The organism is Kineococcus xinjiangensis, assembly GCF_002934625.1.
In the GTDB taxonomy this organism is placed as follows: domain Bacteria; phylum Actinomycetota; class Actinomycetes; order Actinomycetales; family Kineococcaceae; genus Kineococcus_A; species Kineococcus_A xinjiangensis.
On the sequence record NZ_PTJD01000001.1, the window covers coordinates 167,703 to 191,175 of the forward strand.

Consider the following 23,473-nt stretch of genomic DNA (forward strand, 5'->3'; position numbering starts at 1 on the left):
CCGCCGGGGTCCACCGCGTCGCACGAGAGGCACCTGTGAAGATCTCGCTCACCCCCCACCACGACGGCTCGCCCCGCTACGTCCCCCGCCTGCCGAGCGCACTCGGCGAGACGGTGCGGCTGCGGGTCCGGGTGCCGCGCTCGAGCCCCTACGCCGGCGTCGCGCTGCGGTGGGTCACCGACGGCGAGGCGGCCGCCGAGACGGCCACCGTCGTCGCCGAGGACGAGAGCGACACCTGGTACGAGGCGCAGCTCCCCTTCGAGAACCCCGTCACCCGCTACCGGTTCGTCCTGCTGCGCGCCGACGGCGGCTTCGACTGGCTCAACGGCAGCGGCGTGCACTCCTACGACCCGCCGGACACCTTCGACTTCGCCCTCACCCGCTTCGGCACGCCCCCGCAGTGGGCCCGCGCGGGCGTCGTGTACCAGATCTTCCCCGACCGCTTCGCCCGCTCCGCCGACGCGGACGCCCGCCCCGTGCCCGCGTGGGCGCAGCCCCAGCCCTGGGACGCGGAGCCGGCCGCGCGCGGGCACCTGACCTCGCGGCAGTTCTACGGCGGCGACCTCAGGGGCATCGAGGAGCACCTCGACCACCTCGCCGAGCTCGGCGTCGGCACCGTCTACCTCACCCCCGTCTTCCCCGCCCGCTCCTGCCACCGCTACGACGCCGCGAGCTTCGACGAGGTCGACCCCCTCCTCGGCGGCGACGAGGCGCTGGCCTCGCTCAGCGCCGCCCTGCACGAGCGCGGCATGCGGCTCGTCGGGGACCTCACCACCAACCACACCGGCGACGCCCACGAGTGGTTCACCGCCGCACGGGCCGACGCACGCTCCGTCGAGGCGGGCTACTACCTGTGGCGCTCGCACCCCGACGACTACGTCTCCTGGCTCGGCGTGCCCTCGCTGCCGAAGCTGGACTGGTCCTCCCCCGAGCTGCGCAAGCGGTTCGCCGACGGCGCGGACTCCGTGGTCGCCCGCTGGCTGCAACCGCCCGTCTCCCTCGACGGCTGGCGCATCGACGTCGCCAACATGACCGGCCGCCACCGCGACACCGACCTCGCCCACGACGTGGCCCGCACCGTGCGCGGCACCATGGAGGCGGTGCGCCCCGACGGCCTGGTCGTCGGGGAGCTCATGCACGACGGCACCGCCGACCTCACCGGAGACGGCTGGCACGCCGGCATGAACTACGCCGGCTTCACCCGCCCCGTCTGGACCTGGCTGGCCGCGCCCGACAACGGCGTGGGCTACCTCGGCATGCCGGTGACCATCCCCCGCCGATCCGGCGAGGACTCCGCCCGCGCGATGCGGGAGTTCTCCGCGATGGTCCCCTGGCAGGTCGCCACCTCCCAGTGGAACAGCCTCGACTCCCACGACACCCCGCGGCTGCTCACGCTCCTGCGCGACGAGGCCCTCGTGGAGGTCGCCGTCGGCCTGCAGATGACCTACCCCGGCACCCCCGTCGTCTACGCGGGCGACGAGTGGGGCCTGCAGGGCGAGACCGGCGAGCACGGCCGGGTGCCCATGCCCTGGGACGACCCCGCGCGGCGCGACCCGCGCCTGCACGAGCTCTACCGGGAGCTCATCGCCCTGCGCAACGACCACCCCGCGCTCCAGGAGGGCGGGATGCGCTGGCTGCTCGTGAGCCAGGACGCCCTCGCCTACCTGCGCGAGGACGAGAGCGAGTCGCTGCTGGTGCTCGCCGCGCGCGCGGAGTGGGAGGGCGCAGAGCTGCCCGCGGACCTGCCCGGCCTCGACTCCGCCGTCCTGCTGCGGGGCGGGCCCGACCTGCAGCGCGACGGGACGGCGGTGCGGCTGCCCGGGACGGGCCCGGCGCTGTCGGTGTGGCGGCTGCGGTGAACGTCACCCCGAACCAGGTCGTCACGGCGACGTCGCTGACGGAGGACCTGCGCCGCCTCGGCGTGCAGCCCGGCTCCGTCCTCCTCGTGCACGCCTCCCTGTCCGCGCTCGGCTGGGTCGCCGGCGGCGAGCAGGCCGTGCTGGAGGCCCTGCGCACCGCCGTCGGCCCCGAGGGCACCCTCGTGATGCCGGCGCAGTCCTGGCAGCTGTGCGACCCCGCCTACCTCAACGACCCGCAGGTCCCCGAGCGGTGGTGGCCCGCCGTGCGCAACAACCTGCCCGTCTTCGACCGCCACCGGACGCCGACGCGCACGATGGGCGCGGTGGCCGAGCTCTTCCGCAGCCAGCCGGAGAGCCTGCGCAGCGACCACCCGCACCGCTCCTTCGCGGCCGCCGGTCCGCACGCGGAGACCGTGGTGGCCCGGCACGAGCTGGCCGAGCCCGTCGGCGAGGGGTCCCCGCTGAAGCCCCTGTACGACCTCGGCGCGCAGGTGCTGCTGCTGGGCGTCGGCTACGGCAAGTGCACCGCGCTGCACCTGGCCGAGGAGCGCTGCGACTACCCGGGCAAGCACCGGGTCCGCAACGGCGCCGCCCTGAAGCGCGAGGGCCGGCGGGTGTGGGTGAGCTGGGAGGAGCTCTGGGTCGCCGACGACGACTTCACCGAGGTCGGCAGGGCGTTCGCGGAGGCGACCGGCCTGGAGCGCCGCGGGGCGGCGGGGCGGGCGGAGGCGGTGCTGGTGCCGATGCGCGACCTCGTCGACTTCGCCGCCTCGTGGTTCCCCGCCACCCGCTCCGCGGAGGTCTTCGGCACCGACCCCACGGCGAGCTGAGCCCGGCGGCGAGCTGCGGCGCAGTGCCGGTCAGCGGCGCTTCGGCCGCTCCCGGCCCCACCGCCGCTCCGCCGGCACGTCCATGGCCTCGCAGAGGGCGAACCACACGTCCCGGGGCTCCAGGCCGTCGGAGAGGGCCTGCGCGGGGGTGCGGTCCCCCAGGGCGAACAGCACCTGGTCGACGGTCAGCGAGCGCCCGTAGGCGGGCCCGAACTCCTCGTCCACCAGCCGCCAGAAGTCGCTGAGCCGCATGGGAGGAGCCTCGCACGCCGCGGCGCGGGCGGCGGCGGGCGGGTGTCGGGGGCGCGTGCTTCCATGCAGGAGTGCCAGCCCGCCCCCGCCGCGAGGAGCCGCCCCGACCGGCCGGCCCCGACCCCGAGGCCGTCCTCGCGCGGTTCTCCCCCGCCACCCGCGCCTGGTTCACCGGCGCCTTCGCCGCCCCCACCGCCGCCCAGCTGGGGGCCTGGGACGCCGTCAGCCGCGGCGAGCACGCCCTCGTCGTGGCCCCGACCGGCTCCGGCAAGACGCTCTCGGCGTTCCTGTGGGCGCTGGACCGCATCGCCAGCGAGCCGGTGCCGGAGGAGCGCGCCCACCGCTGCCGCGTCCTCTACGTCTCGCCGCTGAAGGCGCTGGCCGTCGACGTGGAGCGCAACCTGCGCAGCCCGCTGATCGGCATCCGGCAGGCCGCGCACCGCCTCGGCGAGCCGCAGCCGGACGTGCGCGTCGGGGTCCGCTCCGGCGACACCCCCGCCGACGAGCGCCGCGCCTTCGCCAAGACGCCGCCCGACGTGCTCATCACCACGCCCGAGTCGCTGTTCCTGCTGCTGACGTCGAAGGCCCGCGAGCAGCTCGCCGGGGTGCGCACGGTCGTGCTCGACGAGGTGCACGCCATGGCCGGGTCCAAGCGCGGCGCCCACCTGGCGCTGTCGCTGGAGCGCCTCGACGCCCTGGTGGCCGCCGCCGGGGGCGCCCCGACCCAGCGGGTGGGCCTGTCCGCGACGGTGCGGCCGGTGGAGGCGGTGGCGTCCTGGGTCAGCGGCGGGCGGCCCGTGACGATCGTGCAGCCGCCGTCGACGAAGGAGTTCGACCTGCGGGTCGTCGTGCCCGTGCCCGACATGAGCGACATCGACGCCGGGACGACCGACCCCGCGGTGGACGACCTCACGGGCCTCGCGGCGGGAGAGCCGCGCCGCGCGAGCATCTGGCCGCACGTGGAGGAGCAGGTCGTCGACCTGGTCGCGCAGCACCGCTCCACCATCGTCTTCGCCAACTCCCGGCGGCTGTCGGAGCGGCTGACCGCCCGCCTCAACGAGGTGTGGGACCAGCGGCTGAACCCGCCGGAGGACGCGGCGGCGCCGCCCGACCCCGGCTCCGTCCAGCCGGCGCAGGTGATGGCCTCGGGCGCGGCCACCGGCGCGGCCCCCGTGCTGGCCCGCGCCCACCACGGCTCGGTGAGCAAGGAGCAGCGCGCCCTCATCGAGGAAGACCTCAAGGCCGGGCGCCTGCCCGCCGTGGTCGCCACGTCGAGCCTGGAGCTCGGCATCGACATGGGCGCCGTCGACCTCGTGGTGCAGGTGGAGTCCCCGCCCAGCGTCGCCAGCGGCCTGCAGCGCGTCGGCCGCGCCGGCCACCAGGTGGGCGCCGTCTCCCGCGGGGTGCTGTTCCCCAAGTACCGCTCCGACCTCGTGCAGACGGCGGTCGTCGTGGAGCGCATGCGCGACGGGCGGATCGAGTCGCTGCGGGTGCCCACCAACCCCCTCGACGTCCTCGCCCAGCAGATCGTCGCCATGGTCGCCATGGACGAGTGGACCGTCGACGACCTGCACGAGACGGTCCGGCGGGCCGCGCCCTTCGCACAGGTCAGCCGCGCGGTCCTGGAGGCCGTGCTCGACATGCTCTCCGGCCGCTACCCCAGCGACGAGTTCGCGGAGCTGCGGCCGAGGCTGGTCTGGGACCGCGTCACCGGCACGCTCACCGGCCGCCCCGGCGCCCAGCGCCTCGCCGTCACCAGCGGCGGCACCATCCCCGACCGCGGCCTGTTCGGGGTGTTCCTCGCCGGCGGCGAGGGGCCCGGCCGCCGCGTCGGCGAGCTCGACGAGGAGATGGTCTACGAGTCCCGGGTGGGCGACGTCATCACCCTCGGCTCCACGTCGTGGCGCATCGAGGACATCACCCACGACCGGGTGCTCGTCACCCCCGCGCCGGGCCTGCCCGGGCGGCTGCCGTTCTGGCACGGCGACGCCCTCGGCCGCCCCGCCGAGCTCGGCCGCGCGCTCGGCGCCTTCGTCCGGGAGCTGGGCACCCTGGACGGCGGCTTCGGCGGCGAGGCGGCCCGCGAGCGTGCCCGGACGGCGGGGCTGGACGAGTGGGCCACCGACAACCTCCTCGCCTACCTCGGCGAGCAGCAGGAGGCCACCCGCCACGTGCCGGACGACCGCACGATCGTCGTGGAGCGCTTCCGCGACGAGCTGGGCGACTGGCGGGTGTGCATCCACTCGCCCTTCGGCGGGCAGGTGCACTCCCCGTGGGCGCTGGCCGTCGCCGTGCGGATGCGGGAGCGCTACGGCGTCGACGTGCAGGTGATGCCCGGCGACGACGGCATCGTGCTGCGCCTGCCCGACGTGGAGCTGCCCGAGGGGCAGGCCCCGGACGTCTCCGACCTGGTGCTGCTGGAGCCGGACGAGGTCGAGGAGCTGGTGACCGCCGAGATCGGCGGCTCCGCCCTGTTCGCCTCCCGCTTCCGCGAGTGCGCCGCCCGCGCGCTGCTGCTGCCGCGGCGCACCCCCGGCAGGCGCCAGCCCCTGTGGCAGCAGCGGCAGCGCTCCGCCCAGCTGCTGGAGGTCGCCAGCCGCTACGCCAGCTTCCCGATCGTGCTGGAGACCGTGCGGGAGTGCCTGCAGGACGTCTTCGACGTGCCGGGGCTCGTGCAGCTCATGCGCGACCTCGCCGGCCGCAGCGTGCGGGTCGTCGAGGTGGAGTCGCAGCAGCCCTCCCCCTTCGCCCGGTCGCTGCTCTTCGGCTACGTGGCGCAGTTCCTCTACGAGGGCGACTCCCCCCTCGCCGAGCGCCGCGCCGCCGCGCTGGCACTCGACCCGAGCCTGCTCTCGGAGCTGCTGGGCCGCGGTGAGGGGGCCGCGCTGCGCGACCTCCTCGACCCCGACGCGGTGCAGCGCACGGAGGACGAGCTGCAGCGGCTGGCCCCCTCCCGCCGCTGCCGCGACGGCGAGGACGTCGCCGACCTCCTGCGCGTCCTCGGGCCGCTGAGCACGGCGGAGGTCCACGCCCGCAGCGGCCCGGACCCCGAGCAGCCGGTCGCCGAGGGGGAGGTGGCGCGCTGGCTGGTGGCGCTGGAGGACGCCCGCCGCGCCATCCGGGTGCGCATCGCCGGGGAGGAGCGCTGGGCGGCGATCGAGGACGCCGGGCGGCTGCGCGACGGCCTCGGCACCCCCCTTCCCGTGGGCGTGCCGGAGGCCTTCACCGAGCCCGTTCCCGACCCGCTCGGGGAGCTGCTCGGCCGCTACGCGCGCACCCGCGGGCCGTTCGGCGCCGACGACGCCGCGCGCCGCTTCGGCCTCGGCCGGGCCGTGGTGACCGACGCGCTGGCACGGCTGGTGCGCTCCGGCCGCCTCGTCGAGGGGGAGCTGCGCCCCGGCGGAGCCGGCACCGACTTCTGCGACGCCGACGTCCTGCGGATCCTGCGTCGCCGCTCCCTGGCCGCGCTGCGCGCCGACGTCGAGCCGGTGCCGCCGCGCGACCTCGCCCGCTTCCTGCCCGCCTGGCAGGGCGTGGGCACGGGACTGCGCTCGCGCTGGCGCGGCACCGACGGGGTGCTGCGGGCCGTGGAGCAGCTCGCCGGTGCGGTGCTGCCCGCGAGCGCGCTGGAGACGCTCGTCCTGCCCGCCCGGGTGGACGGCTACTCCCCCGCGATGCTCGACGAGCTGACCGCCGCCGGCGAGGTCCTCTGGGCCGGGCACGGCAGCCTCCCCGGCGACGACGGCTGGGTCTCGCTGCACCCCGCGGACGTCGCCCCGCTCACCCTGCCGCTGCCGGGCGAGGCCGCCCCCGGAACCGATGGCCCGGACGGCGAGGGCGAGGCCGGCGGCGGGCACCGCGACGTGCACCGGGCGGTGCTGGACGCCCTCGGCGGCGGCGGGGCGTACTTCTTCCGCGCGCTGGCCGACGGGGTCGGCAGCACGGACGACGCGGAGCTCACCGCCGCGCTGTGGGACCTGCTGTGGGAGGGGCGCGTCACCAACGACACCCTCGCGCCGCTGCGGGCGCGCCTGGCCGGCGGGAAGGGCGCCCACAAGGCCCGGGCGAGCGCGCCCCGGGCGCGCTACGCCCGCTACGGCGCCCGACCGGGGCGCGGCGGGATGCGGGCGGCACGCCTGGAGCTGCCCAGCCGCAGCGGCCCCCCCACCGCCGCGGGGCGCTGGTCGCTGCTGCCCCAGCCGGAGGAGGACGCGACGCTGCGCGCCCACGCCGGCGCGGAGATCCTGCTGGACCGGCACGGCGTCGTCACCCGCGGGGCGGTGGGCGCCGAACGCGTCCCCGGCGGGTTCGCCGGCGTCTACCGGGTGCTGGCCGCGTTCGAGGACGCAGGCCGGGCCCGGCGCGGCTACTTCGTCGAGGGCCTCGGCGCCTCCCAGTTCGCCACGACCGGCGCCGTGGACCGGCTGCGGGAGGCCGCGCGCCCGGTCGGCGGCGGCAGGGCGCGCGACGCGGCCGGTCCGGGGGCCGTGGTGCTCGCCGCGACCGACCCGGCCAACCCCTACGGCGCGGCCCTGCCGTGGCCGGAGCGACAGGTGGCCGGACAGGACGGTCCGGCGGTCCCGGCGGCTGCGGACGGCCCCGGCACGAAGCCGGCGCGCGCCGCAGCGTCCGGGCACAAGCCGGGGCGCAAGGCCGGCGCGCTCGTGGTGCTGGTGGACGGCGAGCTGCTGCTCTACGTCGAGCGCGGCGGGCGGACCCTGCTGTCCTGGCCGCCGCAGCCGGAGGAGGCCGAGGAGGCGGGCACCGGCGGAGCCCCGGCGGCGCTGCAGGCGGCCGCGGACGCCCTGGCCCTCGCGGTGCGCGACGGGGCGCTGGGGCGGCTCACCGTGGAGAAGGCCGACGGGGAGCAGGTGCTCGGCTCCGACTCGGCGCTCGGGCGGGCCCTCGCCGCGGCGGGCTTCCACGCCACCCCCCGCGGGCTGCGCATCCGCGCGTGAGGCGCGGATCCGGCGGGCGGGGGATGCTGCCACCGGCACGACGCCGGCAGGACCCACGACGAAGGAGGGCAGTCGGTGCCCGAGGGTGACACCGTCTGGCGCACCGCCCGCCGCCTGCACCAAGCGCTCGCGGGGCGGGAGCTGACGGGCTGCGACCTGCGCTGGCCGTCGCTGGCCGCCTCCGACCTGACCGGCTGGCACGTCGGGGAGGTGGTCAGCGCGGGCAAGCACCTCCTGATGCGGGCCTCGCCCCCCGCCGGTTCCCCCGAGCCGCCGCTGACCCTGCACAGCCACCTGCGCATGGAGGGGTCGTGGCACGTGCACCGCACCGGCCAGCCGTGGGCCACGCGCCGCGCCGAGCACGGCGTGCGGGCGGTCCTCACCACGGCGGAGTGGACGGCCGTCGGGCACCTGCTGGGGATGCTGGACCTCGTGCCCTCGGCGGAGGAGGACCGCCTCGTCGGGCACCTCGGCCCGGATCTGCTCGGCCCCGGCTGGGACGCCGAGGAGGCGCTGCGCAGGCTGCTGGCGGAGCCGGACCGCGAGGTCGGCCAGGCGCTGCTCGACCAGCGGGTCCTCGCCGGTGTCGGCACGCTCTACATGGCCGAGGCGCTGTTCCTCGCCAAGACCACGCCGTGGACGCTCGTGCGGGACCTGACCGACCCGGCCGCGCTCATCGCCCTGCTGCACCGCCTGCTCGACGTCAACAAGGACCGGGCCGCGCAGGTCACCACCGGGGACCTGCGCCCCGGGCGCCAGCACTGGGTGCACCCGCGCTCGGGCAAGCCGTGCCTGCGCTGCCGCGGCACCATCCGGGTCGCGCGGCTCGGGGAGCCGCCGCAGGACCGGGTGGCCTTCTACTGCCCCGGCTGCCAGCGCGGACCCGCCCCCACCGACGACGGGCGACGCCAGACGCCGCTGGGGCACGCGCGGCCGCGGGCGTCCGGGCCGCGCTACCGCTGAGCGGATCGGCAGCGCCGATCAGGCAGCGCCGCTGAGGCAGCGCCGGTCAGGAAGCACCGCTGAGGCAGCGCCGGTCAAACAGCCCCGGTCAGGCGACGGAGACCAGGCGACGACGGCGGCGGCACTCCAGGGCCCGGCTGAGCTCGTGGGGGTCCAGCTCGGGCAGGACCTCCACGAGGGCGTCCAGCACGTCCGCAGGCAGCCCCGCGGGCATCAGCTCCGCGACCAGCTCGTCCGGCAGCACGTCCGGCACCACGCCGGAGACGTCGTCCGACGCCCCGCCGGACGCCACGACCGCGGGGTCGGCGACCGCCGCAGCGGCCTCGGACGTCACCGGCACCACGCCCTCGGCCGCGTAGGGAGCGCGGGCGCTCTCCGCGTCGGCGACGCGCTGGGTGACCTCGTGCAGCACCAGCGAGAGCGGCAGGTCCAGGGCGGAGCAGATCGACGCCAGCAGCTCGCTGGAGGCTTCCTTCTGGCCGCGCTCGACCTCGCTCAGGTAGCCCAGGGACACCCGCGCGGTGGACGAGACCTCGCGCAGGGTGCGGCCCTGACGCCGGCGCTGGTCGCGCAGCACGTCACCGATCTCGCGTCGCAGGACGACCATCCGGTGCCCCCCTTCCCCTGCCCGCGCCGGCGGCCGCTGCACGGCCGCTGTTGAGCGCTCCCCCACTGCCGCTCGGTGGCTGCTTGTGACGGGGTGACTACCGTACATCGAGGAGAGCGTGAGGGTCGGGGTGGAACGAGGGCTGAGCACAACTGGCTCAACTCCCCGGGGCGGGCGCCTGTTCCGCCGGGGCCCGCTCCACGGCCACCGCCAGCAGCGCCAGCGCCGCCGCAACGGCCCCCGAACGCACGGCCGCCCGGTCCCCCGCGAGGTCGCAGTGGCGCACCAGCCCGGCGGGGCCGAGCCAGTCCGCCGCCACCGCCACGAACACCGTCCCCGGCGCCTGCCCGTCCTGCGGGTCGGGGCCCGCCACGCCCGTGGTCGAGACGCCGACGGCCGCGCCGAGCAGCGTCCGCACCCCGGCGCACATGCCCGCCGCGACGTCCGCGTCCACCGCGCCGCGCTCCGCCAGCAGGTCCTCCCGAACCCCGAGCACCTGCGCCTTCAGGTCCGTCGCGTAGGCCACGACGGCGCCGCGCAGGACCCGCGAGGCGCCGGGGACGTCCACGAGCGCCGAGGACAGGGCACCCCCGGTCAGGGACTCCGCCACGGCGACGGTCAGCCCACGGCGCGCGCAGGCCTCCACCACGGCTGCCGCCGCCGGGGCCCCCGTCCCGCTCACGGGGTCAGCGCGCCGTCGTGCCCGGACGCCACAGGCGGTAGGCGGCGACGAAGTACTCCCACGCCGTCACCAGGGTCAGGACCACCGCCGCCAGCATGATCGCCGTCGCGACCGGCTCCAGCACCTGCGGCAGCGGCAGGACGTAGGCGCCCAGCGCCACCGACTGCACGACCGTCTTGATCTTGCCGCCCTTGCCGGCCGGGATGACGCCGCGCCGGATCACGAGGAAGCGCACGAGCGTCACCAGGCCCTCGCGGGCCAGGATCAGCCCGGTCGCCCACCAGCTCAGCTCCCCCAGCCAGGACAGCACCACCAGGCCGCCGCCGATGAGCGCCTTGTCGGCGATCGGGTCGGCCATCTTCCCGAAGTCGGTGACCCGGTTCCACCGCCGCGCCAGGTAGCCGTCGTAGCGGTCCGTGATGATCGCCGCGAGGAAGACCGCGAACGCCCCCAGGCGCCAGCGGACGTCGTCGCCGCCGTCGTGGGCGAGCAGCCACACGAAGAGCGGCACCGCCACGATCCGCAGCACCGTCAGGGCGTTGGGCAGGTGGTACCAGTGGGCCGTGCGCCAGTCCCGGGACTGCCGGCGCGCCGCACCGGCGGTCACGCGCCACCCCCCGCCACGGACGCGGCGCCGGCGGGGAGCAGGTCCGCCACCAGGTCCACGCCCTCGGACCCGACGACCTCCGCCGCCAGCAGGTCCCCCACGGCTGCCCGGGCACCGGCGGGCAGCCGCACGCGCGTGGTGCCGTCGACCTCCGGGCCCTGGTGGTCCGCGCGCCCGAGCGCCGAGCCGTCCTCCTCCAGCGACTCCACGAGCACCTGCAGCCGCTCCCCGAGGCGCTCCTCCGCCCGCTGGGCGACGAGTTCCTCCACGAGGCGGCCGACGTGCTGGACGCGGGCGGCGACCTCGTGCTCCGGCAGGTGCCCGTCGAGGTGCTCGGCCTCGGTGCCGTCCTCGTCGGAGTAGCCGAAGACGCCCACCACGTCCAGGCGGGCCTGCTCCAGGAAGGAGCACAGCTCCGCCACGTCGTCCTCCGTCTCCCCGGGGAAGCCCACGATGACGTTGGAGCGGACCCCCGCCAGCGGAGCGCGGGCGCGGACCTGCTCCAGCAGTCCCAGGAAGGGCTCCGTGCCCCCGAAGCGCCGCATCCGGCGCAGCACCTGCGGGGCCGAGTGCTGGAACGACAGGTCGAAGTAGGGCACCACGCCGGGGGTGGAGGTGAGGGCCTCCAGCAGCCCGGGACGGACCTCCGCCGGCTGCAGGTACGAGACCCGCACCCGCTCGACGCCCGGCGCCGCGGCGACCTGCGGCAGCAGCGCCTCCAGCGCCCGCACGTTGCCGAGGTCCTTGCCGTAGGAGGTGGTGTTCTCGCTGACCAGGAAGAGCTCCTTCACGCCCTGCTCGCCCAGCCAGTGCGCCTCGGCGAGCACCTCCTCCGCGGGGCGGGAGAGGAAGGAGCCGCGGAAGGCGGGGATGGCGCAGAACGTGCAGCGCCGGTCGCAGCCGGAGGCGATCTTCAGCGGCGCCCAGGGGCGGCCGTCGAGGCGACGGCGCACCACGCGCGGCCCGGAGGCCGGGGCGATCCCCTCGGGCAGGTCCGCCACCGCCTCGGCGGGCGGCTGCGCGGCGGGTCGGGTCGAGCGGCCGCGCTGGCGCTCGGCCGGGGCCAGCGGCAGCAGGGAGCGGCGGTCGCGCGGGACGTGGGAGGCGGGCCGCTCCCCGCGCAGGATCCCGTCGAGGTGGCCCGCGAGGTCGGAGTAGGAGTCGAACCCGAGCACCGCGTCGGCCTCGGGCAGCTCCTCCGCGAGCTGCGTGCCGTAGCGCTCGGCGAGGCAGCCGACGGCCACGACCGCCTGGGTGCGGCCGGTCTCCTTGAGGTCAGCGGCCTGCAGGACCGTGTCGATGCTGTCCTTCTTGGCCTGCTCGATGAAGCCGCAGGTGTTGACGACGGCGACGTCGGCCTCCCCCGCGTCGTCGACGAGGGTCCAGCCGGCGTCGGACAGCCGCCCGGCCAGCTCCTCGGAGTCGACGTCGTTGCGGGCACAGCCCAGGGTGATCAGCGCGACGGAGCGGGGAGGCACCTGGTAAGGGTACGCATCGCGCGAGCCACCCGTGCGCGATGCGTACCCGCGCCTCTCGCGCGGCGGGACGGCGGCGCCCACGGGTCAGGGTTCGGCGCGCGCCGGGAGCGGCCGGGGGGCGGCCGGGCGGCCGTTGAGCCCCGGCTGCGGAACGGCCGCGACCGGGGTGACCGGGGTGACCGAGGTGGCCGGGGTGACCGTCACGCCCACCTCGGTCCCGGCCTCGCTGAGGTCGACGTGCGCGGTGACGCTCGCGTGGGTGGTGATCCCCGTGGGGGCGACCGGCGCCTCCTCCAGCAGCGCGCGCATCGGCCGGGTGGGCCGGAACCAGCCGCCACCGGGCGGCAGCGACGTCAGGCGGGTGCGGCCCAGCGGCATCTGGAAGGCGCCGGGGACGTCCTCGAGGTCCACGAACTCGATGAGCTCGGACTCCTGGGCGTAGCCGGCCACCTCGGAGAACGACAGGACGGTGCAGTGCACGCCGGCGCGGGCCAGGGCCTCGAGCGGCTGGTGGAAGTTGCGCCCGTCACCGCTGGCCACGACGAGGCGGCGCAGCCGGTGCGTCTCCTGGCGGGTGGCGATGTGCTGGAGCATGTCGGCGTCGACGTCGTCGTCGGCCTGCAGCTTGGGCCGGGCGAAGACCGCGTAGCCGAAGTTGCGCAGGGCCTCGATCCAGCCGCGCATGGTGACGGCGGAGCTGGGCTGGACGTTGGTGAAGACGCACCCCTCCACCTCGCGATCCCCGGCGCCGGAGAGGAACCAGCGGGCGATCGCGTCGAAGCGGGGCCGGGAGGCGGGCGAGGGTCGGCTCCCGAGGATGGTGGAGAGGGTCATGTCGATGTTGGGCGCATCCCAGACGAGCAGGTCGAGCTCAGCTCCGCTGCCGTCCGTGCCCTGCTGCTCCGCCATGCGCACATAGTTGCACCCAGAGTCACCAATTGCGACGCAACGCTCGCACTGTGTGACACCTCGCGTGTCGCGGAGACACCCTCGCCGCAGTGTTCCCGCTGGTCACAGGCGTGCGAGGGTGGCCGCCACCGCTGCGACGGGTCCGGATCAGGCGCGGTCGGTCAGGTCCCAGGCGTCCTCGGAGCCCTCGTCGTCCTCGACGACCTCGTCGGCGCGGGAGACGTCCAGCTGCGCCGTCGGCGGGTCCTCGCCGCGGATCTGCGCCAGGGTGGCCGCCAGGTCCTCCGGCTTCACCAGCACGTCACGCGCCTTGGAGCCCTCGCTGGGGCCGACCACCCCGCGCGACTCCAGCAGGTCCATCAGCCGGCCGGCCTTCGCGAAGCCGACCCGCAGCTTCCGCTGGAGCATCGACGTGGATCCGAACTGCGTGTTCACGACCAGCTCGGCCGCGGCCAGCAGCACCTCCAGGTCGTCGCCGATCTCCTCGTCGACCTGCTTCTTCTCCGCCGGCGCGATGACGTCGAGGCGGTACGACGGCTTGAGCTGCTCCTTGACGTGGGAGACGACCGCCTCGACCTCCGACTCCGAGACCCAGGCCCCCTGCACGCGCATCGGCTTGCTGGAGCCCATCGGCAGGAAGAGCGCGTCGCCCTGCCCGATGAGCTTCTCCGCGCCCGGCTGGTCCAGCACGACGCGGGAGTCGGCCAGCGAGGAGGTCGCGAAGGCCAGGCGGCTGGGCACGTTGGCCTTGATGAGGCCGGTGACGACGTCCACGCTCGGGCGCTGGGTGGCCAGCACCAGGTGGATGCCGGCGGCGCGGGCCAGCTGCGTGATGCGCTGGATCGAGGCCTCCACGTCGCGGGGGGCGACCATCATCAGGTCGGCGAGCTCGTCGACGATCACGAGCAGGTACGGGTACGGCTGCAGCACCCGCTGGCTGCCCGGCGGGACGCTCACGTTGCCGGCGCGCACCTCGCGGTTGAAGTCGTCGATGTGCTTGAACCCGAACGCGGCGAGGTCGTTGTAACGGGTGTCCATCTCCTTCACCACCCACTCCAGGGCCTCCGCGGCCTTCTTGGGGCTGGTGATGATGGGCGTGATCAGGTGCGGGATGCCCTCGTAGATCGTCAGCTCGACCCGCTTGGGGTCCACCAGCACCATCCGCACCTCCTCGGGCGTGGCCCGCATCAGGATGGAGGTGATCATGGAGTTGATGAAGCTCGACTTGCCCGCGCCGGTGGCCCCCGCCACGAGCAGGTGGGGCATCTTCGCCAGGTTCGCGACGACGAAGCCGCCCTCGACGTCCTTGCCGACACCCATGACCATCGGGTGCTCGTTCTTGCGCGCCACGCCGCTGCGCAGCACGTCGCCCAGGGAGACGGTCTCCCGGTCGGTGTTCGGGATCTCGATGCCGATCGCGGACTTGCCGGGGATCGGGGACAGGATCCGGACGTCGGCGCTGGCCACGGCGTAGGCGATGTTCTTCGACAGCGCCGTGACCCGCTCGACCTTGATGCCGGGACCCAGCTCCACCTCGTAGCGCGTCACCGTCGGCCCGCGCATGAAGCCGGTGACCTTCGCGTCGATCTCGAACTGGGTCAGCACCGTCGTCAGGGCCTCCACGACCCGGTCGTTGGCGGCGCTGCGGGTCTTGTGCGGCGTGCCCGGCGTGAGCACCTCGTCGGAGGGCAGCGTGTAGGGCACGTCCCCGGCCAGGGCGAGCTGCTCGACGCGGATGGGCAGCGGCTCGGACGGAGGGTCGGGGTCCTTGGGGGCGGCCGCGGGCACCCGGGCGGCGGGCACGGGCGCCGCAGCGGCCCCCGCGACCTCCGCCTCGTCGGCGGGCGCCTCGTCCGCGGCCTGGGCCTTCGGGCGCGGCCGGCCCCGCTCCCGCCCCGTCGCCACGGCCTGCTCGAACGCCTCGTCGCCGGGGCGAGCCTCGTCCGCCTCGGCCTCCGGTGCCCGCCGGCGCTTGCGGGCCCGGGCGAGCGCGGCCGCAGCGGCGTCCCTGGCGCCGCCGTCCGCCTCGTCCTCGCCGCTGTGCCCCGAGTGGTGCGTCAGCCACTCGTAGAGCTCCCGCAGGCGGCGGGGGATCGCGTGGACGGGGGTCGCGGTGAGCACGAGGACGCCGAAGAAGGCGAGCAGCGACAGCAGCGGCACCGTCACCCAGGCGGTGAGGGCGCTGGTCAGCGGCGTCGCGGCGAGGAAGCCGAGCATGCCGCCCGCCCCGCCCACCCACGGGTCGTCGGGCTCGGTCGGGCTCGGCGACCCCGAGCCCAGGTGCACCAGGCCGCACGCCGCCAGCACGAGGGCGCCGCTGCCGATGACGGCGCGGGCGGTCGTGCGGGTGCGGTCGGGGTGGCGCAGCAGGTGCACCGCCAGCCCGAGCAGGACCAGGGGCAGCGCGAGGGCCACCTTGCCGAACGTGCCGGCGGCGACGACGTGGATGACCTGGCCGGCCGCGCCGCGCAGCCCCCACCACTCCCGCGCGGCCACCACGAGGGCCAGGGCGAGCAGCAGCAGCCCCACCCCGTCGCGGCGGTGCGCGGGGTCGAGCTCGCGGGCACCGTCCCCGATCCGGCGCGCGGCCCCGCCGACCAGGTGGGCCACGCCCATGTAGCAGGAGGTGACGGCCCGCACGGGCCAGGAGGGGCCGCTGGGCCGGGCGGCGCGCACGGGTCCCCGGGTCGGGGCCGGCCCGCGGGCCGGGGTGCGCGCGGCCGGGCGACCGCCCTTGCCTGCTCCCGCCCGGCTCCCGCCCCCCTTCGCGGGGGTCCTGCCCCGCTCGGACGTGGTGCGGGAGCTCGTCCGAGTGGCCATGGGCACACCGTACCCGGGCGCACCCCGCCCGCCCGGCTGCTGCGCCCGCGGCGCGTCCCGCCCCACCCGCCCCGCCGGCCCCGCCGGCCCCGGCGCTCCCACCACCGCCGGCGTCCCGCGCCACCCGGGGGCCCGTGGCGCCCGGCGCGCGGCCGGGGCAGCAGACTGCGGGCATGACGGCGAACGCTGCGGCGGCCGGGCGGCTCGCCGGTGTGGACCTGGCGAGGGCGCTGGCGATCGTGGGCATGATGACCGCGCACATCGTGACCGCCTCGACGCCCGGCCTGCCCGGCCTGGCCTACGAGCTCTCCTCCGGCCGCGCCTCCGCGCTCTTCGGGGTGCTCGCCGGGGTCTCGCTGGGGCTGCTGACGCGGCGGGAGCTGCGGCTGCCCCCGGGGCCCGCCGCCCGCAGGGAGCGCGCCGCCGCGGCACTCGGGGTGCTGGTGCGCGCGCTGCTCATCACCCTGCTGGGGCTGTGGCTCGTGGGCCGGCAGTCGGTGGTCGCTGTGATCCTGCCCTACTACGGCCTCGCGTTCCTGCTGCTGCTGCCGGTGCTGTGGTGGCCGCTGCGCCGCCTCGCGGTGCTGGCCGGGGCGTGGCTGCTGCTGGCCCCCGTCGCCGGTCACGCCCTGCGACGGGACCTGCCCATGGGGCCGGGGCCCCAGCCCGGGCTGGCGGCGCTGGCGGAGCCGGTGGACCTGCTGACCACACTGCTCCTCACCGGGTACTACCCGGTGATCGTGTGGGCGGGCTACCTGCTGCTCGGCCTGGCCGTCTCCCGCCTCGACCTGCGCTCCGGGCGGATCGCGCTCGGCATGGCCGGGGCGGGTGCGGTCCTGGCGGCGGGCGCCGACCTCGCCGGCCGCCTGCTGCTCGGCCCCGCGGGCGGGGCCGCCGAACTGGTCGCCGCGGACAGCCGGGCCGCGGCGCTGCTCGCCCAGCCGCACGGCTTCTACGGCACCACGCCGGCCACCTCGTGGTGGTGGCTGGCCGTGGGCGCCCCCCACTCGGGCACCCCGGTGGACGCGGTCGGCACCGCGGGCGCGGCGCTGCTGCTGCTGGCGGCCGCCCTCGCGCTGCCGGCGGCGGTGACGCGGTGGCTGGTGCCCCTGACGGCGGTGGGCAGCATGCCGCTGACCGTCTACACGGCCCACGTCCTGGCCATCGGCCTGCTGTACGTGCAGGCGGCCTGGCTGCTGGGGCTGCACCTGCTGGTGGCGCTCCTGCTGGCCACCGCCTGGCGGATGGCTCTGGGGCGCGGGCCGCTGGAGGAGGTCGTGGGCGCTGCCGCCCGGGGTGCGGGCGCCCTGCTGCGGCGGGGGTGGGCCGGACCCGGACAGCCCGGCCCTCCCCCGCACGCTCCGCTCAGGCGGTGACGACCACCGGGATGATCATCGGGCGGCGGCGGTGGACCTGGGCGACCCAGGTGCCCACCGTGCGGCGCAGCACCTGCTGCAGCCGGTAGGCGTCCACGTTGCCGTCGGAGGTGGCCTCCGTCAGGGCGTTGACGATGCGGGTGCGCACCTGCGCGAAGCGCTCCTCGCCCTCGCCCGGGAAGCCGCGCGTGTTGAACTCCGGACCGGCCACGACCTTGCCGGTGGCGGCGTCGACGACGACGAAGACGGAGATGAACCCCTCCTCGCCGAGGATGCGCCGGTCCTTCAGGTCCGCGTCGGTGATCTCCCCGACGGTGGAGCCGTCGACGTAGACGTAGCCGCAGGGGACGTTGCCCGCGATGCGCGCGACGCCGTCGACGAGGTCCACGACCACGCCGTCCTCCACGATCACGACGCGCTCGCGCGGGACGCCGGTCTGCACCGCCAGCTCGGCGTTGGCGACCAGGTGGCGGTACTCCCCGTGCACCGGCATCACGTTGCGCGGGCGGATGATGTTGTAGCAGTACAGGAGCTCCCCGGCGCTGGCGTGGCCGGAGACGTGCACCTTGGCGTTGCCCGAGTGCACGACCTTGGCGCCGAGGCGGATGAGGCCGTTGATGACGCGGAAGACGGCGTTCTCGTTGCCCGGGATGAGCGAGGAAGCCAGCACGACCGTGTCACCCTCACCGACGACGATGCGGTGGTCCCGGTTCGCCATCCGCGACAGCGCCGCCATCGGCTCACCCTGCGAGCCGGTGCACATGAGCACGACCTGGTCCTCGGGCAGCTCGTCGACGCGCTTGACGTCCACCAGCACCCCCGGCGGCACGTTGAGGTAGCCCAGCTCCGCGGCCACGCCCATGTTGCGCACCATCGAGCGGCCCACCAGCGCCACCTTGCGGCCGTGGCGGTCGGCGGCGTCGAGGACCTGCTGCACCCGGTGCACGTGGCTGGCGAAGGACGCGACGATGACGCGCCGCTCCGCGCGGCCGAACACCTGGTCCAGCACCGGGCCGATGCCCCGCTCCGGGGCGGTGAACCCCGGGACCTCCGCGTTGGTGGAGTCGACCATGAACAGGTCCACGCCCTCCTCGCCGAGGCGGGCGAAGGCGCGCAGGTCCGTGATGCGCCCGTCCAGCGGGAGCTGGTCCATCTTGAAGTCGCCGGTGTGCAGCACCAGGCCGGCGCTCGTGCGCACCGCCACGGCGAGGGCGTCGGGGATCGAGTGGTTGACCGCGATGAACTCGCAGCCGAAGGGCCCGATCTGCTCCACCTGCCCCTCGCGCACGGGGAGCGTGTAAGGCGTGATGCGGTGCTCCTTCAGCTTCGCCTCGATGAGCGCGAGGGTCAGCTGGGAGCCCACCAGCGGGATGTCCGGCTTCAGGCGCAACAGGTAGGGCACGGCGCCGATGTGGTCCTCGTGGCCGTGCGTGAGCACGATGGCGACGACGTCGTGGAGGCGGTCCGCGATCGGCGAGAAGTCGGGCAGGATCAGGTCGACGCCCGGCTGGTTCTCCTCCGGGAAGAGGACCCCGCAGTCGATGACGAGCAGCTTGCCGCGGTGCTCCAGGACGGCCATGTTGCGGCCGACCTCGCCCAGGCCGCCGAGCGGCAGCACGCGCAGCGCACCGTCCGCGAGCGGGGGCGGCGGTGCGAGCTCCGGGTGGGGATGACTCATGCAGTTCCTCCTGGCGCGGCGCTCGCCGCGCGGGTCCGGGCCTCGAGCAGACCGGCGGAGTCGAGGTCGGCGCGAAGGGCGGCGACCTCCTCCTCCGTGGCGTCGATGAGCGGCGGTCGGGTGGTGCGGGTGCTGAGGGCCCCGGTCAGCTCCAGGGCGGCCTTGACGGCGATGACCCCCTGCGTGCGGGTCATCACGGCGCGCACCGCCAGCAGGAGCCGGCGGTGCAGTGCGACGGCGGTGGCGAGGTCGCCCGAGTCCACGGCGCGCACCATGGCGGCGTACTCGGGACCGGCGACGTGGCTGACGACGCTGACGAGCCCCGCAGCGCCGGAGGTCAGGAACGCGAGGTTGAGGGCGTCCTCACCGCAGTAGTAGGCCAGGTCGGTGCGGGCCTGCACCCAGGACGTGGCGTACAGGTCGCCCTTGGCGTCCTTCACCGCCACGATCCGCGGGTGCTCGGCGAGGCGCACGAGCGTCTCGGTCTCGATCGGCACGCCGGAGCGGCCGGGGATGTCGTAGAGCATCACGGGCAGGCCCGTGGCGTCCGCCGCCGCGACGAAGTGCCGGCGCAGCGCCTCCTGCGGCGGCTTGGAGTAGTACGGGGTGACGACCAGCAGGCCGTGGGCGCCGACGCGCTCGGCGGCCCGGGCCAGCTCCACGGTGTGCTCGGTGTCGTTGGTGCCGACCCCGGCGAGCACGCGCGCCCGGTCGCCGACGGCCTCCAGCACCGCGGCCAGCAGCCGCTCCTTCTCCGTGTCGGAGGTGGTCGGCGACTCCCCCGTCGTCCCGCTGACGAGGATGCCGTCGTGGCCCTCGGACACCAGCCGCTGCGCCAGCGACTGCGCCGCGTCGACGTCCAGCTTCCCGTCCACCGAGAAGGGGGTGACCATGGCGGAGCAGACCGCGCCGAAGGGGCGCGCGGGAGGCAGGGCGGGCGCGACGGGCATGGGGGTCACGCTACCCCTGTGGAGCCCACCACCCCGTCAGGAGGCGCGGCGGCGGCACCGCGGGTGCCGACCCGCCCGCATCCGGACGTGGATGGACCCGGTGCCCGCCCGCTCGGGGTTCGGGCCGGCACCGGGTCCGCCTGCTCCATCGCCGCGTCCGGCGGGGGCGTTACACCGCTGCAGACGGCCGCCCTGCCCCCGTCGGCGGGACGAGGCGCACGCCCGCCCGCGCGACCTCCACGGCGACGTCGGCGAGGGACGCCACGATCGCGTCGGCGACCAGCTCGCCCGGCGCGTGCGTGGTGGTCACGGCCAGCGTCGCGCAGCCGGCGGCGCGGCCCGAGAGCAGCCCCGCGGGGGCGTCCTCCACGACGAGGCAGCGGGCCGGGTCCACACCCAGGCGCCGCGCCCCGAGCAGGTACGGCTCCGGGTCGGGCTTGCCGCGGCGCACGTCGTCGAAGGTGACCCAGGCGCCGGGCTCGGGCAGCCGCGCCGCGCCCGCGCGGGCCCGCGCCAGCGGCAGCGTGCAGGACGTGACGATCGCCCAGCGCTCCCGCGGCAGCGCCGCCAGCAGCTCGGCCGTGCCCGGCAGGCGCACGACCCCCTCGACGTCCTCGACCTCCAGGTCGGTGATCCGCTGGGTGCCCGCCGCCACCAGCTCCGGCGGCAGCAGGTCGGCGACGATGTCGGCGGCCGGGCGGCCGTGGCCGTGGGCCCTCGCGAACGCCTCCTCGCCCACGGCGTGCTCGATCGCCCAGCGCGTCCAGCACCGCACGATCGCGGCGGTGGAGTCGATGAGGGTGCCGTCCATGTCGAAGAGGACGGCGTCGAAGGAGGAACCGGCCAGGGTCTCGAGGGTGCTGTCCACCCACCGACCTTAAGCAGCCGGCGTCGGGCCCGGGTCGGCGGGACCGGAGCGGTGCAGGCGCACGGCGTGGCGGGCCGCGGCGCGCCCCCGCCTGCGGTCGCCGGCGGCGTCGTAGGCCAGCGCCAGGCGGTACCAGGCGCCCGCGTCGTCCGGGCGGCGCTCCACCTCCGCACGGTGCACCTCGAACATCGCCCGCCCCGCGGCGCGGTCGATGCGACCGCCGGGCGTGCGCTCCAGCTCGTCGGCGGGCAGCTCGCCGCGGGCGGCGAGCTCTCGGCCGAGGCGTTCCGTGGCCGCCCCGAAGCTCAGCTCCCGGGCCACCGCCCACGCCGCCACCAGCGGCAGCACCAGCAGCGCCAGGCCGTAGGCGACAGCGACGAGGCCGCCCTCGCGGATCAGCTCCACGCCCACCCGCCCCAGCGTGACGCCGTAGAAGGCGATGACCAGCACACCACCCGCGACGAGCAGCTTCGTGCGCACGCGGACTCAGTCCCCGGCGCGGCGGGGGGCGCCGTCGAGGTCCAGGTAGTTCTCCAGGCCGACGGTCAGACCCGGGTGGTCCGCCACCTTGCGCACGCCCACGAGGACCCCCGGCATGAAGGAGGCCCGGTCGTAGGTGTCGTCGCGCAGGGTCAGGGTCTCCCCCGGCCCGCCGAGCAGCACCTCCTGGTGGGCCAGCAGGCCCCGCAGGCGCACCGCGTGGACGCGGACGCCGTCGACGTCGGCGCCGCGGGCGCCCTCCAGCGCCTCCACCGTCGCGTCGGGCACCGGGTCGAGCCCGGCCTCGGCCCGCGCCGCCGCGATGAGCTGCGCGGTGCGGACCGCCGTGCCGGAGGGGGCGTCGAGCTTGTCCGGATGGTGCAGCTCCACGACCTCGACGGACTCGAAGAAGCGGGCCGCCTGCTGCGCGAACCTCATGACGAGGACCGCGCCGATGCCGAAGTTCGGCGCCACGAGCACGCCGAGAGCCGGCGCCTGCGTGCACCACTGCCGCACGGTGTCCAGGCGGTCCGCGGTCCAGCCCGTCGTACCCGTCACCACGTGCACGCCGTGGCTGAGGCACCACTCGACGTTGCCCATCACCGCGGCGGGGACGGTGAGGTCCACCGCGACCTGCGCGCCGGCCTCGGCGAGCGCGTCCAGGCGGTCGCCGCGGCCGATCTCCGCGACCAGCTCCAGGTCCGGCGCGGCGTCCACCGCGGCGCACGCCTGCCGGCCCATCCGCCCGCGGGCGCCGAGCACCGCCACCCGCAGCGGCTCCTGCCCGCTCCCGGCGCTCACGAGAGGACCTTCGAGAAGTCGTGGTCGGTGTCGAACGGGCCCACGGCGACGATCGAGCGCGGCCGGGAGACGAGGTCCGCCGCCAGCGCCTGCACGTCCCGCGCCGTCACGGCGCGCAGCCGGGCCAGGGCGGTGTCCAGGCCGGTGAACTCCCCGTGCACGAGCTCCGCCTTGCCCAGGCGGCTCATCCGCGACCCGGAGTCCTCCAGGCCCAGGCAGAGCCCGCCGGCGAGCTGCCCGATGCCCCGGCGCAGCTCCTCCGCGTCCAGCCCGTCGTCCGCCAGGCGCACCAGCTCGGCGAGCATCAGCTCGGCCACCTGGTCCGCCTTCGCCGGGGAGCACCCCGCGTAGAGGCCCACGTAGCCGCCGTCGGAGTAGTTCGCGTTGAAGGAGTACACCGAGTACGCCAGGCCGCGCTTCTCCCGGACCTCCTGGAAGAGGCGGCTGCTCATCCCCCCGCCGAGGACGGCGTTGAGGACCGACAGCGTGAAGCGACGCCCGTCGGTGGCGGTGACCCCCGTGCAGCCGAGCACGAGGTGCGCCTGCTCCGTGGGCCGGGAGACCACGAGGCTGCGCCCGGCGCCGCCGGGCACGGGGCCCTGCACCGCCGCCCGCCGCTCCGCCGGGGCCGCCGAGGGCAGCGCCCCGGCCGCGCGCTCCAGCTCCGCCTGCACGCGGGCGCAGACGTCCTCGTGCTCCAGGCCGCCGGCGGCGGTGAAGACGAGGTGGCGCGGCTCGTAGTGCTGCCGGTAGTGCGCCCACACGTCGTCGCGGCCGACGCCCCGGATGGCTTCCGGGGTGCCGCCGATCGGACGGCCCAGCGGGTGGTCGCCGAGCACGACCTCCGCGAAGCGCTCGTGCGCGACGTCCGCGGGGTCGTCGTCGTTCATCGCGAGCTCCTCGAGGATGACCTCGCGCTCGGAGTCGAAGTCCTCGGGGTCGAGCACCGCCGACGTCACCATGTCCGTGACGACGTCGATGGCCATCGGCAGGTCCTCGTCGAGGATCCGGGCGTAGTAGGTCGTGTGCTCCTTGCCCGTCGCCGCGTTCGCCTCGCCACCGACCGCGTCGAAGGCGGTGGCGATGTCCATGGCGTCGCGCCGCGACGTGCCCTTGAAGAGCAGGTGCTCGAGGAAGTGGGTCGAGCCGTGCTGCCCGCGCGTCTCGTCGCGGGAGCCGACCCCGACCCAGCAGCCGAAGCTGACGGAGCGCTGACCGGGCATCGACTCGGTCAGCACCCGCGCCCCGCTGGGCAGGACGGAGCGGCGGACGACCGCGCCGCCACCCTCGTCCTCGACGGTGGTGGTGCGCGGTCCGTCCGTCGCCGGACCCAGCGGGAGCGGGATGCCCGTCAC

The 23,473-nt window shown here is 76.1% G+C and carries 17 protein-coding genes and 1 pseudogene; 5 read left to right on the forward strand and 13 right to left on the reverse strand.

Annotation, left to right across the window (positions count from 1 at the left end; genetic code table 11):
• Positions 1-35 precede the first annotated feature (35 nt).
• Entirely contained in the window at positions 36-1,859 is a 1,824-nt protein-coding gene (locus CLV92_RS00805) for a glycoside hydrolase family 13 protein (protein WP_211290742.1), read from the forward strand.
• Positions 1,856-2,689, forward strand: coding sequence for an AAC(3) family N-acetyltransferase (locus CLV92_RS00810; RefSeq protein WP_104431242.1), 834 nt, complete (start codon positions 1,856-1,858; stop codon positions 2,687-2,689). Before CLV92_RS00805 ends, CLV92_RS00810 begins: the two co-directional genes overlap by 4 nt.
• 30 nt (positions 2,690-2,719) lie before the next feature.
• Here the strand turns inward: CLV92_RS00810 and CLV92_RS00815 are convergent, their stop codons facing one another.
• Positions 2,720-2,941 (reverse strand): DUF3046 domain-containing protein, encoded by a 222-nt coding sequence (locus tag CLV92_RS00815; RefSeq protein ID WP_104430884.1) that lies wholly within the window; start codon positions 2,939-2,941, stop codon positions 2,720-2,722.
• A 71-nt stretch (positions 2,942-3,012) separates the two neighbouring features.
• On the opposite strand from CLV92_RS00815, the gene CLV92_RS00820 reads away from it, so the two are divergent.
• Both CLV92_RS00820 and CLV92_RS00825 read left to right on the forward strand, forming a co-directional pair.
• Entirely contained in the window at positions 3,013-7,899 is a 4,887-nt protein-coding gene (locus CLV92_RS00820; RefSeq protein ID WP_104430885.1) for an ATP-dependent helicase, read from the forward strand.
• Positions 7,900-7,974: 75 nt separating this feature from the next.
• Complete coding sequence (locus tag CLV92_RS00825) at positions 7,975-8,862, forward strand: DNA-formamidopyrimidine glycosylase family protein (protein ID WP_104430886.1); 888 nt, start codon at positions 7,975-7,977, stop codon at positions 8,860-8,862.
• Positions 8,863-9,106: 244 nt separating this feature from the next.
• On the opposite strand, the pseudogene CLV92_RS23015 reads toward CLV92_RS00825, so the two are convergent.
• The 6 genes and pseudogenes from CLV92_RS23015 to CLV92_RS00855 form a co-directional block, all read right to left on the reverse strand.
• A pseudogene (locus tag CLV92_RS23015) lies at positions 9,107-9,469 on the reverse strand (helix-turn-helix domain-containing protein); the annotation flags it as partial.
• 157 nt (positions 9,470-9,626) lie between these two features.
• Positions 9,627-10,151, reverse strand: coding sequence for a CinA family protein (locus tag CLV92_RS00835; protein WP_104430887.1), 525 nt, complete (start codon positions 10,149-10,151; stop codon positions 9,627-9,629).
• A 4-nt stretch (positions 10,152-10,155) separates the two neighbouring features.
• Entirely contained in the window at positions 10,156-10,758 is a 603-nt protein-coding gene (pgsA, locus tag CLV92_RS00840) for a CDP-diacylglycerol--glycerol-3-phosphate 3-phosphatidyltransferase (RefSeq protein ID WP_104430888.1), read from the reverse strand.
• Positions 10,755-12,236: a 30S ribosomal protein S12 methylthiotransferase RimO gene (gene rimO / locus CLV92_RS00845; RefSeq protein ID WP_104430889.1), complete on the reverse strand. Its 1,482-nt coding sequence runs from the start codon at positions 12,234-12,236 to the stop codon at positions 10,755-10,757. Before rimO ends, pgsA begins: the two co-directional genes overlap by 4 nt.
• A gap of 84 nt (positions 12,237-12,320) precedes the next feature.
• On the reverse strand, positions 12,321-13,145 hold the full coding sequence (locus tag CLV92_RS00850; protein ID WP_245886293.1) for an NYN domain-containing protein: 825 nt from the start codon (positions 13,143-13,145) through the stop codon (positions 12,321-12,323).
• 147 nt (positions 13,146-13,292) lie between these two features.
• On the reverse strand, positions 13,293-15,965 hold the full coding sequence (locus tag CLV92_RS00855; RefSeq protein ID WP_104430890.1) for a DNA translocase FtsK: 2,673 nt from the start codon (positions 15,963-15,965) through the stop codon (positions 13,293-13,295).
• Positions 15,966-16,138: 173 nt separating this feature from the next.
• Here CLV92_RS00855 and CLV92_RS00860 point away from each other — a divergent pair, with 173 nt between their 5' ends.
• Positions 16,139-17,341: a heparan-alpha-glucosaminide N-acetyltransferase domain-containing protein gene (locus tag CLV92_RS00860; protein ID WP_104430891.1), complete on the forward strand. Its 1,203-nt coding sequence runs from the start codon at positions 16,139-16,141 to the stop codon at positions 17,339-17,341.
• Here the strand turns inward: CLV92_RS00860 and CLV92_RS00865 are convergent.
• The 6 genes from CLV92_RS00865 to CLV92_RS00890 all read right to left on the reverse strand — a co-directional run bounded on the left by CLV92_RS00865 (position 17,331) and on the right by CLV92_RS00890 (position 23,473).
• The gene (locus CLV92_RS00865) at positions 17,331-19,019 is read right to left on the reverse strand and encodes a ribonuclease J (RefSeq protein WP_104430892.1); all 1,689 of its coding nucleotides are present in this window, start codon (positions 19,017-19,019) and stop codon (positions 17,331-17,333) included. The genes CLV92_RS00860 and CLV92_RS00865 overlap by 11 nt on opposite strands.
• Positions 19,016-19,969 (reverse strand): 4-hydroxy-tetrahydrodipicolinate synthase, encoded by a 954-nt coding sequence (gene dapA, locus CLV92_RS00870; protein ID WP_104431243.1) that lies wholly within the window; start codon positions 19,967-19,969, stop codon positions 19,016-19,018. The genes CLV92_RS00865 and dapA overlap by 4 nt, the downstream gene beginning before the upstream one ends.
• 169 nt (positions 19,970-20,138) lie before the next feature.
• A complete protein-coding gene (locus CLV92_RS00875; protein WP_245886295.1) occupies positions 20,139-20,837 on the reverse strand; it encodes an HAD-IA family hydrolase in 699 nt (232 codons plus the stop codon).
• A gap of 9 nt (positions 20,838-20,846) precedes the next feature.
• A complete protein-coding gene (locus CLV92_RS00880) occupies positions 20,847-21,317 on the reverse strand; it encodes a hypothetical protein (protein ID WP_104430893.1) in 471 nt (156 codons plus the stop codon).
• A 6-nt stretch (positions 21,318-21,323) separates the two neighbouring features.
• Positions 21,324-22,091, reverse strand: coding sequence for a 4-hydroxy-tetrahydrodipicolinate reductase (gene dapB / locus CLV92_RS00885; RefSeq protein ID WP_342762171.1), 768 nt, complete (start codon positions 22,089-22,091; stop codon positions 21,324-21,326).
• A 23-nt stretch (positions 22,092-22,114) separates the two neighbouring features.
• On the reverse strand, positions 22,115-23,473 hold the full coding sequence (locus CLV92_RS00890; protein WP_245886298.1) for a M16 family metallopeptidase: 1,359 nt from the start codon (positions 23,471-23,473) through the stop codon (positions 22,115-22,117).